Consider the following 14662-nt stretch of genomic DNA (forward strand, 5'->3'; position numbering starts at 1 on the left):
CGCTGCCGGGGGCTGACGCGGGTTCAGCGGTGGTCGTGCTGCTGGGCAGCGCGACAAGCATCACCCGGGTCGGTCCGGTCTGCCACGTTAGTCCACTTTTGGCCCAGTCCGGCGCGCACCGTCGCGGATGCCCGCCCGAGGATGACGATCAGCGGGGTTCCCGTCCCGGCGTGCGGCCTGCGTCCTTCAGTGGTCTACACCAATAAGTGGTCTACACCAATTATATGTGTACTCCGATGAACGCAGGAAGGACCCCGGGGGTTCCAGGGCCCGCCCGAGGCTCCCGCCGGGGGTCGGCGGTCGGCAACTGCTCCCGGAGGGCGAAGCATGAGTTCGGCAGGCGCCACGGCCCCGCAGACCGTGTGGTGGCACACCTTCTACGGCGGCCTCCAGAAGATGGGCCGCTCCCTCCAGCTCCCGGTGGCGGTGCTCCCGGCGGCGGGCATCCTCAACCGGCTCGGGCAGCCCGACGTCTTCGGCAAGGACGGACTCGGCTGGACGGACGTCGCCAAGGTGTTCGCCGCGGCCGGCGGCGCGCTGCTGGACTCCGCGCTCGGCCTGCCGCTGCTGTTCTGCATCGGCGTCGCGATCGGCATGGCGAAGAAGGCGGACGGGTCGACGGCGCTCGCGGCGGTGGTGGGCTTCCTCGTCTACTACAAGGTGCTGCAGGCCTTCCCCGAGCACTGCAAGCCGCCGACGGTGCTGGTCAGCGACCAGTGCGTGGACTACGGGTCGGCGAAGGCGGCGAAGGCGACGTTCCAGAACCCGGGGGTACTGGGCGGCATCCTGATCGGCCTGATGTCGGCCTGGCTCTGGGTCCGGTTCCACCGCACGAAGCTGGTCGACTGGCTGGGCTTCTTCAACGGCCGCCGCCTGGTGCCGATGATCACGGCGCTGGTCGGCATGCTCACCGCGGCCCTCGCGCTGTGGGTGTGGCCGCCGATCGGCCGTGGGCTCAACGATTTCAGCCAGAACCTGGCCGACCTCGGCGCGGGCGGTGCCGGCATCTTCGGCGTGTTCAACCGCGCGCTGCTGCTGATCGGCATGCACCAGCTGCTGAACACCTTCGTCTGGTTCCAGTTCGGCGAGTTCACCAAGCCGGACGGCACGATCGTGCACGGCGACATTCCGCGCTTCCTGGCCGGCGACCCGACGGCCGGGCAATTCCAGTCCGGCTTCTTCCCGATCATGATGTTCGCACTGCCCGCCGCCGCGCTCGCGATCGCGCACTCGGCCAAGCCGCACCGGCGCAGGGAAATCTACGGACTGATGCTCTCGGTGGGCCTGACCTCCTTCGTCACCGGCGTCACCGAGCCGATCGAGTACTCCTTCGCCTACATCGCCCCGGCCCTGTACGGCGTGCACGCGCTGCTGACCGGCGCGTCGATGGCCGTCACCTGGGGGCTCGGGGTGCACGACGGCTTCAGCTTCTCGGCCGGCCTGATCGACTACGTCATCAACTGGGGGCTGGCCAGGAAACCGTGGCTGATCATCGTCATCGGGCTCTGTTTCGCCGCGGTGTACTACGCGCTCTTCCGTTTCATCATCGTCAGGTTCGACCTGAAAACACCGGGACGCGAGGACGAGGCCGAAGTCGAGGACGTCACGAAAGCCTGAACCGGGCAGCCCCCGGACACCACCCGGGATCACCCGCAATGGCCTCCGGACCCGTCGGTCCGGAGGCCTTCGGCATATCGGGGAAAGGACCAAATACCCGGACGGCAAAACAATTCCGATACCCGCTCCGGACGTTCCGGCGGGACGGGCCGGCCACCTGCGCCCCCGACCGGCGTGACGGACGTCGCAGCACACCCGTACGGAGCTCCGGTGGCCGTTCGTTCACTCTCCGGCTCCGGGTCGCCACCGGTCCGGCACCGAACCGACACCGGAGCGGCCGCCGGCCCCGTCCCGACCGGGCCGGGGCTTTTTGTTGCGCAATTAGCCAAAATCCCGCCTCCGGCGGGTAATCATGATCGACGTTCCGAAAGTAGGTTTCGATTTCATAGCGCTTCCCGGCGGCACCGCTTTCCGGGGTTCCACCACTTCCCCACCCGTGCTACAAAACTGGTCTACACCACACGTGGTGTAGACCAGTTCGCGGTTCGGCCCCCCTGTGCACCGTCCCCCCGACCGACCCGCCATGCCGTTAGGAACCCACCCCCATGAGTCAGTCTGCGCAGGCACCGGCGCCCGCCACGGCTCCGGCCACGCCAAGCCCCGCCAAGAAGTTCGGCCAGAACCTCCTCCAGGGTCTGCAGAAGATCGGCCGCAGCCTCCAGCTGCCGGTCGCCGTCCTCCCGGCCGCAGGCATCCTGCTCCGGCTCGGCCAGGACGACGTCTTCGGCAAGGACGGACTCGGCTGGGGGAAGGTCGCCCAGGTCTTCGCCACCGCCGGTGACGCCGTGTTCGCCAACCTGCCGCTGCTCTTCTGCGTCGGCGTGGCCATCGGCTTCGCCAAGAAGGCGGACGGTTCCACCGCGCTGGCCGCCCTCGTCGGCTACCTGGTCTTCCACAACGTGCTCACCGTGTTCCCGGTGGACGGCAGCGTCACCGACGCCCTGCCGGCCGGCAAGCCGCAGAACCCGGGCGTGTTCGGCGGCATCGTGGTCGGCCTGCTGAGCGCCGTGATCTGGCAGAAGTACCACCGCACCAAGCTCGTCGACTGGCTCGGCTTCTTCAACGGCCGCCGCCTGGTCCCGATCGTCATGGCCTTCGTCGGCACCCTGCTCGGCGTCTTCATGGGCCTCGTCTGGGGGCCGATCGGCACCGGCCTGACCCACGCGAGCGACTGGCTGACCGGACTCGGCTCCGGTGGCGCCGCCATCTACGGTGTCGCCAACCGCGCGCTGATCCCCGTCGGCATGCACCAGTTCCTGAACACCTTCTTCCAGCAGCAGGTCGGCAGCTTCACCGACGCCACCGGCCACACCTGGACCGGCGACATCCCGCGCTTCTTCCACGGCGACCCGACCGCCGGCCAGTTCATGTCCGGCTTCTTCCCGATCATGATGTTCGGCCTCCCGGCCGCCGCCCTCGCGATCGCCCACGCCGCCCGTCCGGAGCGCCGCAAGGCCGTCATCGGCATGATGGTCTCGGTCGCGCTGACCAGCTTCGTCACCGGCGTCACCGAGCCGATCGAGTTCTCGTTCATGTTCATCGCGCCGGTGCTCTACCTGATCCACGCGCTGCTCACCGGTCTCGCGATGGCCGTCACCTGGGGCCTCGGCGTGCACGACGGCTTCGGCTTCTCGGCCGGCCTGATCGACTACCTGCTCAACTGGAACCTGGCCACCAAGCCCTGGATGATCATCCCGATCGGCCTGGTCTTCGCCGCGCTGTACTACTTCCTCTTCCGCTTCGCGATCACCAAGTTCAACATCAAGACCCCCGGTCGCGAGGACGACGACGAGATCGAGGACGTCACCAAGGCCTGACGCCCCGGCCGTCCCGCACCGACGACCCCGCCCCGCCGCACCTCCTCGGAGCGGCGGGGCGGGGTCGTTCGCGTTGCGGTGTCGCGCCCGGTCAGATCTCGTAGACGGCGCCCGGGCGGGCGAGGTCGACGGGGCCGGGGTAAGCGGCGGCGGCGTCGCGGCGGTTGTGCTCGGCGTCGGTCCACGGGGGGATGTGGGTGAGGACGAGGCGGCGGGCACGGGCGGCGGCGGCGTGTTCGCCGGCCTCGCGGCCGTTGAGGTGGACGTCGCGGTAGGTGTCGCGGCCGTCGACGTAGGCGGCCTCGCAGAGGAAGAGGTCGGTGTCCCGGGCGAGTTCGACGAGGTCGGCGCTCTCGCCGGTGTCGCCGGAGTAGACCAGCGACCGGCCGCCGTGCTCGAGCCGGAAGGCGAACGCGTCCACCGGGTGGGCGACCTGGGCGACCCCGATCCGGAACGGGCCGAGGTCGAAGGCCCCCGGGGTGAGGGTGCGGAAGTCGAAGACCTCCTTCATCCCCGGGTTCTCCGGCATGTCGTAGGCGCGGGCGAGCCGCTCGGCGGTGCCGGCCGGGCCGTAGACGGGCATCGGGTCGGGGCAGCCCTCGGCGCGGTAGTTGCGGGCGACCCAGTAGGCGCACAGGTCGACGCAGTGGTCCGCGTGCAGGTGGCTCAGCAGGACGGCGTCGACGTCGTACAGACTCGTGTACTTCTGCAGGGCTCCGAGCGCGCCGTTGCCGAGGTCGAGCACGACCTTGAAGCCGTCGGCCTCGACGAGGTAGCTGGAGCACGCGGAGTCGGCGGACGGGAAGCTCCCCGAGCACCCCACCACGGTCAGTTTCATCCGAGCCCCTCCGCCCCGACACGTCCTGGCTGCTGCTGGAAAAAGGCAGGGCAGACCGGTGAACCGGTCGGTAGCACTGCGTTCGCGTTGTCGAGAGTAAGGGCGGAGCGGCACTTTGCCCCCGTCCCCGTGCCGGGCTGTGGCTGGAATCACCAGAACGCCGGGGCACGGGGAAGGGGCCGCGGACGGGCTCCGGATCGGGTCCGGATCAGCGGTGGCCGGGGCGCTTGCGGGCCCAGGCGCGGATGGTCTCGGGGTACCAGCGGGGGTGGCCGCTGCCGTCGATGACGTCGGGCTCGGGCAGCAACCCGTGGCGGCGGTAGCTGCGGACGGTCTCGGGCTGGACCTTGATGTGGCGCGCGACCTCCGCGTACGACCACAGCTCGTCACTCATGCGCCCGCCTCGCTCCGCTCGGCAGGGGCATTCGCCCATACGCACCTTTCGATGATTCGCTCGCTGCGCTCACTCATGAATGGCACCTCCGGGTGGGGCGGGGGCGGACGTTCGTGAGGGCAGCCTGCCAATCCTCGCCCGGCGGCCCGGCACAGATCGGGCGCGGTGGTCGATCCGTGACGAACCGGGAGCAACGCACGGACAAATACTCAACTGTCACAGCGCTCACAGTGGTGGGGTTCACCACGGGCCCGGTACGGTTCGCCGCATGAACGGCACGAACGGCATGAGCGGCATGACTGGCATCTGGGTGGTCCTGGCGGTCGCGGGCGTCGTCGTCCTCGCGGCCGTCGTGTCGGCGCTGGTCAAGCGCTCCCGGCCGGCGTCCCGTCCCGCGACGCGTCCGGCCCCGCGCCCCGCCGGTCCGACCGGGCCCCGGCCGCGCCCGGCGGGCACCGGCCGTCCCGGGCCCGCGCCGCAGGAGATCTGGTGGGCCGAGGTGCCGTTCGAGGACGGCCCGGGCTCGAAGGACCGCCCCTGCCTGGTGCTGCGGGTGGACGGCCGGACGGCCACCGTCGCGAAGATCACCAGCAAGCACCACGCCGAACGCCCGGGCGTGCTGCCGCTGCCGCCCGGTTCGGTGGGCGACAGCCAGGGCAGGACCAGCTGGCTGGAGACCGACGAGCTGCGCCACGTGCCGCTGTCGGCCTTCCGCCGCCGGGCCGGCACGGTGGACCGTCAGGTCTGGGCCCGCGCCCGGCGGGCCCTCCAGAGCAACTGAGCGGGCAACCGAGCGATCAACCGAGCGCGGACTACGCCCAGAGCTGGCCCTGCAGCGCCTCGACGGCCGCCTCGGTGGACTCGGCGGTGTAGATGCCGGTGGACAGGTACTTCCAGCCGCCGTCCGCGACGACGAAGACGATGTCCGCCCGCTCCCCCGCCGCCGCGGCCTTGCGGCCGACGCCGATCGCGGCGTGCAGGATGGCGCCGGTGGAGACGCCCGCGAAGATGCCCTCCTGCTGGAGGAGTTCGCGGGTGCGCCGGACGGCGTCGGCGGAGCCGACCGAGAAGCGGGTGGTGAGCACCTCGGCGTCGTACAGCTCGGGGACGAAGCCCTCGTCGAGGTTGCGCAGCCCGTACACGAGGTCGTCGTAGCGCGGTTCGGCGGCGACGATCCGCACGCCGGGGACCTTCTCGCGCAGGTAGCGGCCGACGCCCATGAGGGTGCCGGTGGTGCCGAGGCCGGCCACGAAGTGGGTGACGGTCGGCAGGTCGGCGAGGATCTCGGGGCCGGTGCCGGCGTAGTGGGCGCCGGCGTTGTCGGGGTTGCCGTACTGGTAGAGCATCACCCAGTCGGGGTGCTCGGCGGCGATCTCCTTGGCCATCCGGACGGCGGTGTTGGAGCCGCCCGCGGCCGGGGAGGAGATGATCTCGGCGCCCCACATGCGCAGCAGTTCGCGCCGTTCCTCGCTGGTGTTCTCCGGCATGACGCAGACCATCCGGTAGCCCTTGAGCTTGGCGGCCATGGCGAGCGAGATGCCGGTGTTGCCGCTGGTGGGTTCGAGGATGGTGCAGCCGGGGGTGAGCCGGCCGTCGGCCTCGGCGCGCTCGATCATGTGCAGCGCCGGGCGGTCCTTGATGGAGCCGGTGGGGTTGCGGTCCTCCAGCTTGGCCCAGAGGGTGACGAGGCCCTCGGCGTTGCCGGGGACGGCGGCGGACAGCCGGGGCAGGCGGACCAGCGGGGTGTTGCCGACGGCTTCGAGCGGACTGTCGTAACGCAAGGGAGGCCTCCGGCCACGGCGGTGAGGGTCGGGAAGGACGCCCTCCCGGTCGCCTGCGCGGACGGCCGGGAGGGCGGGGGATCAGCGGGCGCCGCCGGCCACGGCGGGCAGGATGGTGACGCTGTCGCCGTCGGCGAGGGCGGTGGAGATGCCCTCCAGGAAGCGGACGTCCTCGTCGTTCAGGTAGACGTTGACGAAGCGGCGCAGCTCGCCGCCGTCCACCAGGCGGGCGGCGATGCCCGGGTGGCGGGCGTCGAGGTCGGTGAAGAGCTCACCGAGGTTGCTGCCGGTGCCCTCGACGGCCTTGGCGCCGTCGGTGTAGGTGCGGAGGATGGTCGGGATGCGGACCTCGATGGCCATGGGTGCGCTCCTGTGCGAGTCGTGAGGTGGGTGGCCGCAGCGGGCGCGGCGGGGTGGAGGGTCCGGGGCACGGCGCGGCCTGCGGCTGCGGGCCCGGTGGGGCGTGGGCGGCTCAGCGCGAGCGCGCGGGCGTGCCGGGACAGATCGCACTGGCGAGCCGGCACAGGTCGATGTGCAGGCGCGCCACGAGGCGGGTGCCCGGGGCCTGGGTGCTCACATCGACGGAACGCATGGGCTCATCGTATAGATTCCCGGCCCCGCTCCGACACGTCCGTCTCGGGATCCGGATGTTTTCGTTCTTCCTGGTGAGACCGGCCGGGGATGACGGCGGCCCGCCGCCCGTCCGGTGACAGTCGGCGGGCCGTGCCCGGGCGGGTGCGGGTCAGGCCGAGTGGGCCTCGACGACCTGGACGTCTTCCTCCGTGATCTCGCCGTCCACGATGCGGAACGAGCGGAACTGGTACGGGTCGTCGGGGCCGTTGCCCTCGGCGGTGGAGACCAGGACGTAGTGGGCGAAGGGCTCGGAGGCGTAGCTGACGTCGGTGCGGGACGGGTAGGCCTCGGTCGCGGTGTGCGAGTGGTAGACGATCACGGGCTCCTCGTCGCGGTCGTCCATCTCGCGGTAGAGCTTGAGCAGGTCGCCCGAGTCGAACTCGTAGAAGGTGGGCGAGCGGGCGGCGTTGAGCATCGGGACGAACCGCTCCGGGCGGCCGCTGCCGGCCGGTCCCGCGACCACGCCGCAGGCCTCGTCCGGGTGGTCGGCGCGGGCGTGGGCGACGATCCGGTCGCGCAGTTCTCGGGTGATGGTCAGCATGCGGTCAGGATAGCCACGCCCCGGCAGGTGCCTGCCGGGGCGTCCGGGGAGCGGTCGGCCCGGTTCCGTCGGCGGTCGGCGCGTCTCGTCGGCGCGTCTCGTCGGCGGCGGTCGGCGCGTCTCGTCAGTGCGTCTCGTCGGCGGCGGCCGGGACGTGCAGGTGGTCGTGCGCGACGCCGTGGACGGCTTCGGGGCGGCGGGCCTTGAGCACCTGGTAGCCGACCACGAGCACGACGGCCCAGGCCGGGAAGACGTAGAGCGAGATCCGGTTGTCCTCGTCGAAGCCGATCAGGATGACGACGAGGACGAGGAAGCCGAGCGCGGCCCAGCTGACCCACGCGCCGCCGGGTGCCTTGAAGGTGGGGGCCGGGAGGTGGCCGGCCTGCCAGGCCTTGCGGTAGCGGATCTGGGCGATCAGGATCATCGCCCAGGTCCACAGGCCGCAGACCGTGGCGACGGAGGTGATGTACTCGAACGCCCGTGCCGGGACGAGGTAGTTGAGCACCACGCCGGCGCCCATCAGGATGCAGGAGAGGGTGATCGCGAAGGCGGGAGTGCGGCGGGAGTTGAGCTTGGTGAGCTGCCCGGGGGCCTGTCCGCGCAGCGCGAGGTCGCGCAGCATGCGGCCGGTGGAGTACATGCCGGAGTTGCAGGAGGACAGTGCGGCGGTGAGCACGACGAAGTTGATGACGCCGGCCGCGGCGGGGATGCCGATCTTGCCGAAGGCGGCGACGAACGGGCTGACGCCGGGCTGGAATTCGGTCCACGGCACGAGGGAGAGGATGACCACCAGGGCGCCGATGTAGAACAGCGCGATGCGCCAGGGCAGGGTGTTGATGGCGCGCGGCAGGGTCTTCTCGGGGTTCTCGCTCTCGCCCGCGGTGACGCCGACGAGTTCGACGCCCAGGTAGGCGAACATGACGATCTGCAGGGTCATCACGGTGGCGCCGATGCCCTTGGGGAAGAAGCCGCCGTCGTGCCACAGGTGGGTGATCGACGCGGTGTCACCGGCCTTGCTGAAGCCGAGGGTGAGCACGCCGATGCCGATGAGGATCATGCCGATGATGGCGGTGACCTTGACCATCGAGAACCAGAACTCGATCTCGCCGAAGAGCTTCACCGAGATCAGGTTGGCCGCGTAGAGGACGACGAGGAAGGACAGCGCGCTGACCCACTGCGGGAAGCCGGGGGCCCAGAACTTCACGTACACGGCGGCGGCGGTGGTCTCCGCCATGCCGGTGACGACCCAGAACAGCCAGTACGTCCAGCCGGTCACGTAGCCGGCGAAGGGGCCGAGGAACTCGCGCGCGTACTCGGCGAAGCTGCCGGAGACCGGGCGGTAGGTGAGCAGTTCGCCGAGGGCCCGCATGATCGCGAAGATCACCACGCCGGCGACGGCGTAGGAGAGGATCAGGCTCGGGCCGGACTTGGAGATCGCCGTCCCGGCGCCGAGGAACAGGCCGGTGCCGATGGCGCCGCCGATCGCGATCATCTGGATCTGGCGACCACCGAGCCCCCGCTCGTAACCCTCCTCGTCCGGTGTGGCGTCGACCACTTGGTCGTACTGCTGCTCGGCCATTGGTGCACCGTCCTGGGTGGGTCTCGTGGGGTGGAGAAGTCGTACCACGCAGGGTTCGGATAGCGGTGTCCATCTGAGCGTTATTTGAGCATGGCCTGGTATGGTTCGCCCGATTTGCATGGGAATGCCCCGGCCGATCGTCCACATACTGGACAAATCAACCGGGGCACTGCCCTGATCAGGCACGATCGACCGCAGGCGGACGACCGGGGCGACGCAAGGCGCTCAGCGAAGCGAGGCACTCAGGGGCGCAAGGCGCTCAGCGAAGCGAGGCACTCAGGGGCGCAAGGCGCTCAGCGGCGCAGGGCGCTCAGTCCGCGATCGCCTCCAGCAGCGACTCCTGGAGCGCGCCCAGCCACAGGTACGCCATGACCAGCGGCTTGCGCTCGTCGCCGTCCGGCAGCTCGTAGAGGCCCTGCTCGTCCTCCTCGGTGACTTCGAGGCGGGCGCCCAGCGTGAGCCGCAGGTCGTTGAGGGCGCCGAGCCAGCGCAGGCAGTCCGGGGCGGGCAGCTTGAGCACGCCGTCGCCGCCGAGGCCGTCCAGCGACCGGACGACGAGCAGCGCGTCATCGCGCTTGCGGGCCCGCAGGTCGAGCTCGGTGTAGCGCCGGAACTCCGCGGCGGCAGCCTGCGCCTCCGAGTCGGCCGGCTTGTCCGGGTCCCCGTAGGCGTCCGGGAAGAGCCGGGCCAGCGCCGGGTCGGCGGGGGCCTCGGTCGGCCCCTCGGCGAACAGCGCCGCCAGCGGGTCGGCACTCTCCCCGCCCGGGCCGGGTCCGATCAGTTCCAGCATCTGCACTTCCAGCGAGCGCAGGATGGAGGCCTCCACCTCGTCCAGCGCGATCGCCGCGCTCCCGCCACCGGTGCCCTCGAACAACCCAGCCATCTGTATCGGTCAGCCCGTCTTCGTCGTCAGTCGTCGTTCGCCCGTGGGGATCCCCGGTGGGGCCCGGACGTCAGTCGTGCTGCAGCGTGGCCCAGAGGCCGTAGCCGTGCATCGCCTGGACGTCGCGCTCCATCTCCTCGCGGGACCCGCTGGAGACCACCGCCCGGCCCTTGGTGTGCACGTCCATCATCAGCTTGCGGGCCTTGTCCTTCGGGTACCCGAAGTAGGCCTGGAAAACGTACTGGACGTAGCTCATCAGGTTGACCGGGTCGTTGTGCACGATGGTCACCCAGGGGGTGTCGGGCTCCGTCACCGGCAGTCCTTCGACCTCCGGGCGCTCGATCTCCACGGGCGCGACACTCACCGCCGGCTCCTCCTCGCTGCGCTCTTCCCGCGCTCGTCGTCCACGCGCTTCCAGTGCCCATGCTGCCATCCGGGGGACCCCCGGGCGATTTCGCCCCGGCCCGGTCACGAGAAATCGTCAATCTGACGCTAAGTGGTAGTAGCATCATCGTCATGGACGCCACTTCAGTGCGCGCGGCCGGTTCGACCGCGCTGCTCACCGACCGCTACGAGCTCACCATGCTGCAGGCCGCCCTGCGCAGCGGGGCCGCGCACCGCCGCTCCGTCTTCGAGGTGTTCACCCGGCGGCTGCCGAACGGGCGGCGCTACGGGGTGATGGCCGGTACCGGACGGGTGCTCGACGCGGTCGAGGACTTCCGCTTCGCGCCCGCCCAGCTGGACTGGCTCGCCGGCCAGGGCGTGGTCGACGACGAGACCCTCCGTTACCTCGCCGACTACCGCTTCACCGGCGACATCCACGGCTACCCGGAGGGCGAGGTCTACTTCCCCGGCTCGCCGCTGCTCACCGTCACCGGCACCTTCGCCGAGGCGGTCATCCTGGAGACCGTCATCCTCTCGATCCTCAACTACGACTCCGCGATCGCCGCCGCCGCCTCCCGGATGACCGCCGCCGCCGGCGGCCGCCCGGTCATCGAGATGGGCGCCCGCCGGGCCCACGAGCGGGCCGCCGTCTCCGCCGCCCGGGCCGCCTACGTGGCCGGGTTCGCCGCCACCTCGGACCTGGAGGCCGGCTTCACCCACGGCATCCCCACCACCGGCACCGCCGCGCACGCCTTCACCCTCGTCCACGACAGCGAACGCGACGCCTTCCAGGCCCAGATCGCCTCCATGGGCAAGGGCACCACGCTGCTGGTCGACACCTACGACCTGCGCGAGGCCGTGCGCACCGCCGTCGAGGTGGCCGGGCCCGAGCTCGGCGCCGTCCGGATCGACTCCGGCGACCTCACGCTGCTCGCCCACCGCGTCCGCCGCCAGCTCGACGAGCTCGGCGCCGAGAACACCCGGATCATCGTCACCTCCGACCTCGACGAGTACGCGATCGCCGCGCTCGCCGCCGCCCCCGTCGACGGGTACGGCGTCGGCACCAGCCTCGTCACCGGCAGCGGCCACCCGACCTGCGCCATGGTCTACAAGCTGGTCGCCCGCGCCGAGACCCCGGACGGGCCGCTGGTGCCGGTCGCCAAGCGCGCGGCCGGCGGCAAGACCAGCATCGGCGGGCGCAAGTGGGCCGCCCGCCGGCCCGACGCGGACGGCGTCGCCGAGGCCGAGGTGATCGGCACCGGGCCCGTACCGGCCGACCTGGAGCCGCACCTGATGCAGGTCCCGCTCGTCCTGGCCGGCGAGACCGTCGGCCGCGAGCCGCTGGAGGCCGCCCGCGAGCGGCACGTCCGGGCCCGCGCCGCGCTGCCGCTGTCGGCCACTCAGCTCTCCAAGGGCGACCCGGTCCTGCCGACCGAACTGCTCCTCTGAGCCCCGGGCGCCGGGCGCCGGAGGGCACCACGGGCCTTCCGCCTCCGCGCGCCACTCCCTAGAGTCAGCCGTAGAGTTCCCATGGAGTCCCCGGGAACACCCCGCGTACGCCGTGACGGCCGGTCGAGCCGGGCGGCGAGGCGTACGCCCCGCGAACGATCCGCGCGCGCTCACCCGCCCGCGGGCCGGGCGCTCCCGGGGACCCCCACCACCGGGGCACCGCTTCGACCGGACGCCCCCCACATTCCGAGGATGCGAGCCATGCACCGGGCACTGATCGTCGTCGACGTGCAGAACGACTTCTGCGAGGGCGGCAGCCTGGCCGTCGCCGGCGGCGCCGAGGTGGCCGCCGCCATCACCGACCTGATCGCCGAGTCCACCCCCGGCTACCACCACATCCTCGCCACCCGCGACCACCACATCGACCCGGGCGCGCACTTCTCCGCCGAGCCGGACTACGTCACCAGCTGGCCCGCGCACTGCGTGGCCGGCACCGAGGGCGTGGGCTTCCACCCCAACTTCGCGCCCGCCGTCATCTCCGGCGCGGTCGAGGCGGTCTTCGACAAGGGCGCCCGCTCGGCCGCGTACAGCGGCTTCGAGGGGCTGGACGAGAACGGACGCGGTCCGGTCGAGTGGCTGCGCGAACGCCAGGTCGACGAGGTCGACGTGGTCGGCATCGCCACCGACCACTGCGTCCGGGCCACCGCGCTTGACGCGGCCAGGGCCGGGTTCACCACCCGCGTCCTGCTGGACCTCACCGCCGGGGTGGCGGCGCAGACCACCGCCGCCGCGCTGGAGGAGCTCCGGGCGGCCGGGGTCGAGCTGGTCGGCACTCCGGTCGTGCGCTGACGCGTCCCGGCTGACCGGTTCTAGGCGAGGAGCAGTTCCACGACGTCCGTCCCGCCCTCCCGGAAGGCCTCGCGCAGTTCGCCGCCGACCGCCTCCGGGTCGGCGGCCAGGCGCGCCCCGCTGACGTAGACCACCCGGATCCCCAGGTACTCCATCCGGTGCTGGCCCCCGCGCACCCACGCGGCCTCGCCCTCGCTCACGCAGCGCAGGTCCGAGTCCACCTCCACCGCGACGCCGCGCTCCGGCCAGTACAGGTCCGGGACGGCGATGTACGTGCCGCCGCGCATCCGCAGCTCCGGGCCGGCCAGCGGGACGGGCAGCAGCCACTCGTCCACCAGCGCGCCGAGCCGGTCCAGCACCGACTCCCGCTCGGCGGCCAGCAGTTCGTCCAGCGCGGCCCGCACCCGCGGCTCGGCGGTCAGCCCGGACTCGGCCAGCTCGGCCGCCAACTCCCGCACCGTGCACCGGCCCTCGGGCCGCGTGACGGCCTCCCGCAGCACCGCGCGGACCGGCGCCGGGGCCATCCCGCCCGCCGTCCACTCGCAGAGCGCGTCGGCCACCGCCCTGGCCACCGGCGCACAGGCCAGGCCGTGCACCGAGCGGGCCACCAACTCCCGTTCGGTGCGCAGGATCCGCACCTCCCCGACGTCCTTCAGGCGGCGCTGACGGGGCACCAGGACGTCCACCCCGGTGACGGCCGGCAGCCTCGGCACGGCGGCGAAGCCGTACAGCGCAAGCGCGGCCGTGCCCGTGATCACCGCTCCCTCGCGGCGGCCCTCCTCCCGGCCGTTCTGCGCCGCGTACAGCAGCGCGGCCCACATCCGCTGCTCCGGCGTGGGCTCCTCAACCTGGAGCAGGTACACGCGAGGCAGGACGCGCCGCCAGGGGCCGCCCCGGCGGCAGTGCTCGGTGATGACGCGGGCCGGCACGCCCCGGGCGCGCAGCTGGCTCGCGGTGACGACGTTCTGCTGACGCTTCGCCAGCTCCTCCAGGGACGGCGGCGGCGAGGGGATGCGGTAGGTCATGCCGACACCATCCCCAACCGCCCGGACCTGCGAGCCGCTGCCTGACGCACTGTTACGCAACCGTCGCGAAACCGGGACCAGCCCGCACTAAAGTCCCCATACCCTCACTCTTTCGGAGTAATGGATGCCAATATGCTTGTCCTATCTGATCGAAAACGATCAGCTACCAGGACGTCTGACCGAGGGTGACCAAAGGCATACGCCGAGACACCCTCCAGGCGTCACTCGCGCCCGCCGGATTGCCTAGGCTTACGTCATGTCACGTGACGAGACCGCAGGCCTCCGCGCGGCCCAACTCCGCCTCGGCCGCCTGCCCGGATACGTCCGCCGCCCGGACCCGGCCCGCCGCAGCGGCGAACAGGGCCATACGTACAAGAAGGGGTGGGAGGTCCGCTTCACCGCCCGCAGCGAAGCCGAGATAGCGGAGATCCGCGACCTCGTGGTCGCCGCCGGCTTCGCCCCCGCCAGACCCTTCTTCAAGGGCCACCAGCTCATCCAGCCCGTCTACGGCATGGCCGCCGTCCAGGCCTATCTGGCGGCGAGACAGGCGGCCGAGGAACACGCCGCGCGCACCGCCCTCGGCCGCCGACGGCGCGTCACGAACGCGCGCCCGCCCCGCTCCTGCGAGGAAGGCGCGGGATCCACGGCCGCCGTGAACGCCGCCGCGAGCGCCGCCGGAGCCGCCGCGGCCGCCGCCGCGCAGCTCGCCCGCCGGCGGGCCATCGAGACCTTCCCAGCCCAGACCGAACGCAGGACCGCCGCGGACGACCGGATCTCCCCCGCGGAGGCCCGCCCGCACCACTGACGGACCGTCAATCCCCCCACGCCCCGGACAGCGCGCCCCCGGGGCGTGGCCGCACCGGACCGCGGGC

The 14662-nt window shown here is 71.7% G+C and carries 16 protein-coding genes; 6 read left to right on the forward strand and 10 right to left on the reverse strand.

Annotated features, from left to right (window positions below; all coding sequences use genetic code 11):
* The first annotated feature begins 327 nt into the window (after nt 1-327).
* On the forward strand, nt 328-1617 hold the full coding sequence (locus AB0O00_RS02960) for a PTS transporter subunit EIIC (RefSeq protein WP_363648320.1): 1290 nt from the start codon (nt 328-330) through the stop codon (nt 1615-1617).
* A gap of 545 nt (nt 1618-2162) precedes the next feature.
* A complete protein-coding gene (locus tag AB0O00_RS02965) occupies nt 2163-3434 on the forward strand; it encodes a PTS transporter subunit EIIC (protein WP_363648321.1) in 1272 nt (423 codons plus the stop codon).
* A gap of 91 nt (nt 3435-3525) precedes the next feature.
* On the opposite strand, the gene AB0O00_RS02970 is transcribed toward AB0O00_RS02965, so the two are convergent.
* Together AB0O00_RS02970 and AB0O00_RS02975 are read right to left on the reverse strand one after the other, a co-directional pair.
* A complete protein-coding gene (locus AB0O00_RS02970; protein WP_363648322.1) occupies nt 3526-4272 on the reverse strand; it encodes an MBL fold metallo-hydrolase in 747 nt (248 codons plus the stop codon).
* A 208-nt stretch (nt 4273-4480) separates the two neighbouring features.
* Nucleotides 4481-4666 (reverse strand): MerR family transcriptional regulator, encoded by a 186-nt coding sequence (locus AB0O00_RS02975; RefSeq protein ID WP_363648323.1) that lies wholly within the window; start codon nt 4664-4666, stop codon nt 4481-4483.
* Nucleotides 4667-4934: 268 nt separating this feature from the next.
* On the opposite strand from AB0O00_RS02975, the gene AB0O00_RS02980 reads away from it, so the two are divergent.
* Nucleotides 4935-5447 carry a type II toxin-antitoxin system PemK/MazF family toxin gene (locus tag AB0O00_RS02980; RefSeq protein WP_363648324.1) on the forward strand — a complete coding sequence of 171 codons (513 nt, stop codon included), beginning with the start codon at nt 4935-4937 and terminating at the stop codon, nt 5445-5447.
* Nucleotides 5448-5478: 31 nt separating this feature from the next.
* Here AB0O00_RS02980 and AB0O00_RS02985 read toward each other — a convergent pair whose 3' ends face one another.
* The 7 genes from AB0O00_RS02985 to clpS all read right to left on the reverse strand — a co-directional run bounded on the left by AB0O00_RS02985 (nt 5479) and on the right by clpS (nt 10447).
* Nucleotides 5479-6447, reverse strand: a complete 969-nt coding sequence (locus AB0O00_RS02985) for a cysteine synthase (protein ID WP_363648325.1) — start codon at nt 6445-6447, stop codon at nt 5479-5481.
* Nucleotides 6448-6528: 81 nt separating this feature from the next.
* Entirely contained in the window at nt 6529-6807 is a 279-nt protein-coding gene (locus AB0O00_RS02990; protein WP_363648326.1) for a MoaD/ThiS family protein, read from the reverse strand.
* Nucleotides 6808-6919: 112 nt separating this feature from the next.
* On the reverse strand, nt 6920-7039 hold the full coding sequence (locus AB0O00_RS02995; RefSeq protein WP_326846449.1) for a putative leader peptide: 120 nt from the start codon (nt 7037-7039) through the stop codon (nt 6920-6922).
* A 150-nt stretch (nt 7040-7189) separates the two neighbouring features.
* A complete protein-coding gene (locus AB0O00_RS03000) occupies nt 7190-7621 on the reverse strand; it encodes a M67 family metallopeptidase (protein WP_363648327.1) in 432 nt (143 codons plus the stop codon).
* A gap of 124 nt (nt 7622-7745) precedes the next feature.
* Nucleotides 7746-9200: an amino acid permease gene (locus AB0O00_RS03005; protein WP_363648328.1), complete on the reverse strand. Its 1455-nt coding sequence runs from the start codon at nt 9198-9200 to the stop codon at nt 7746-7748.
* A 310-nt stretch (nt 9201-9510) separates the two neighbouring features.
* Nucleotides 9511-10083, reverse strand: coding sequence for a DUF2017 domain-containing protein (locus tag AB0O00_RS03010; RefSeq protein WP_363648329.1), 573 nt, complete (start codon nt 10081-10083; stop codon nt 9511-9513).
* Nucleotides 10084-10153: 70 nt separating this feature from the next.
* Nucleotides 10154-10447: an ATP-dependent Clp protease adapter ClpS gene (clpS, locus tag AB0O00_RS03015; RefSeq protein ID WP_280680041.1), complete on the reverse strand. Its 294-nt coding sequence runs from the start codon at nt 10445-10447 to the stop codon at nt 10154-10156.
* A 152-nt stretch (nt 10448-10599) separates the two neighbouring features.
* Between clpS and AB0O00_RS03020 the strand changes: the two genes are divergently transcribed.
* Together AB0O00_RS03020 and AB0O00_RS03025 are read left to right on the forward strand one after the other, a co-directional pair.
* Nucleotides 10600-11916 (forward strand): nicotinate phosphoribosyltransferase, encoded by a 1317-nt coding sequence (locus tag AB0O00_RS03020; RefSeq protein ID WP_363648330.1) that lies wholly within the window; start codon nt 10600-10602, stop codon nt 11914-11916.
* Nucleotides 11917-12177: 261 nt separating this feature from the next.
* Complete coding sequence (locus AB0O00_RS03025; protein ID WP_363648331.1) at nt 12178-12765, forward strand: isochorismatase family protein; 588 nt, start codon at nt 12178-12180, stop codon at nt 12763-12765.
* A gap of 20 nt (nt 12766-12785) precedes the next feature.
* Here the strand turns inward: AB0O00_RS03025 and AB0O00_RS03030 are convergent, their stop codons facing one another.
* Nucleotides 12786-13790: a hypothetical protein gene (locus tag AB0O00_RS03030; protein WP_363648332.1), complete on the reverse strand. Its 1005-nt coding sequence runs from the start codon at nt 13788-13790 to the stop codon at nt 12786-12788.
* 256 nt (nt 13791-14046) lie between these two features.
* On the opposite strand from AB0O00_RS03030, the gene AB0O00_RS03035 reads away from it, so the two are divergent.
* Nucleotides 14047-14595, forward strand: coding sequence for a hypothetical protein (locus AB0O00_RS03035; RefSeq protein WP_363648333.1), 549 nt, complete (start codon nt 14047-14049; stop codon nt 14593-14595).
* Nucleotides 14596-14662: the final 67 nt, after the last annotated feature.

This window comes from Kitasatospora sp. NPDC093558, from assembly GCF_040683475.1.
Lineage (GTDB): Bacteria > Actinomycetota > Actinomycetes > Streptomycetales > Streptomycetaceae > Kitasatospora.

What these genes read in the sequence shown, in the direction of transcription:
- AB0O00_RS03035 (WP_363648333.1), top strand. Translation starts at nt 14,047, where the DNA reads ATGTCACGTGACGAGACCGCAGGCCTCCGCGCGGCCCAACTCCGCCTC.
- AB0O00_RS02970 (WP_363648322.1), bottom strand. Translation starts at nt 4,272, where the DNA reads ATGAAACTGACCGTGGTGGGGTGCTCGGGGAGCTTCCCGTCCGCCGAC.
- AB0O00_RS03030 (WP_363648332.1), bottom strand. Translation starts at nt 13,790, where the DNA reads ATGACCTACCGCATCCCCTCGCCGCCGCCGTCCCTGGAGGAGCTGGCG.
- AB0O00_RS02995 (WP_326846449.1), bottom strand. Translation starts at nt 7,039, where the DNA reads ATGCGTTCCGTCGATGTGAGCACCCAGGCCCCGGGCACCCGCCTCGTG.
- AB0O00_RS03005 (WP_363648328.1), bottom strand. Translation starts at nt 9,200, where the DNA reads ATGGCCGAGCAGCAGTACGACCAAGTGGTCGACGCCACACCGGACGAG.
- AB0O00_RS03020 (WP_363648330.1), top strand. Translation starts at nt 10,600, where the DNA reads ATGGACGCCACTTCAGTGCGCGCGGCCGGTTCGACCGCGCTGCTCACC.
- AB0O00_RS02975 (WP_363648323.1), bottom strand. Translation starts at nt 4,666, where the DNA reads ATGAGTGACGAGCTGTGGTCGTACGCGGAGGTCGCGCGCCACATCAAG.
- AB0O00_RS03025 (WP_363648331.1), top strand. Translation starts at nt 12,178, where the DNA reads ATGCACCGGGCACTGATCGTCGTCGACGTGCAGAACGACTTCTGCGAG.
- AB0O00_RS02980 (WP_363648324.1), top strand. Translation starts at nt 4,935, where the DNA reads ATGAACGGCACGAACGGCATGAGCGGCATGACTGGCATCTGGGTGGTC.
- AB0O00_RS03000 (WP_363648327.1), bottom strand. Translation starts at nt 7,621, where the DNA reads ATGCTGACCATCACCCGAGAACTGCGCGACCGGATCGTCGCCCACGCC.
- AB0O00_RS02960 (WP_363648320.1), top strand. Translation starts at nt 328, where the DNA reads ATGAGTTCGGCAGGCGCCACGGCCCCGCAGACCGTGTGGTGGCACACC.
- AB0O00_RS02965 (WP_363648321.1), top strand. Translation starts at nt 2,163, where the DNA reads ATGAGTCAGTCTGCGCAGGCACCGGCGCCCGCCACGGCTCCGGCCACG.
- AB0O00_RS03010 (WP_363648329.1), bottom strand. Translation starts at nt 10,083, where the DNA reads ATGGCTGGGTTGTTCGAGGGCACCGGTGGCGGGAGCGCGGCGATCGCG.
- AB0O00_RS02990 (WP_363648326.1), bottom strand. Translation starts at nt 6,807, where the DNA reads ATGGCCATCGAGGTCCGCATCCCGACCATCCTCCGCACCTACACCGAC.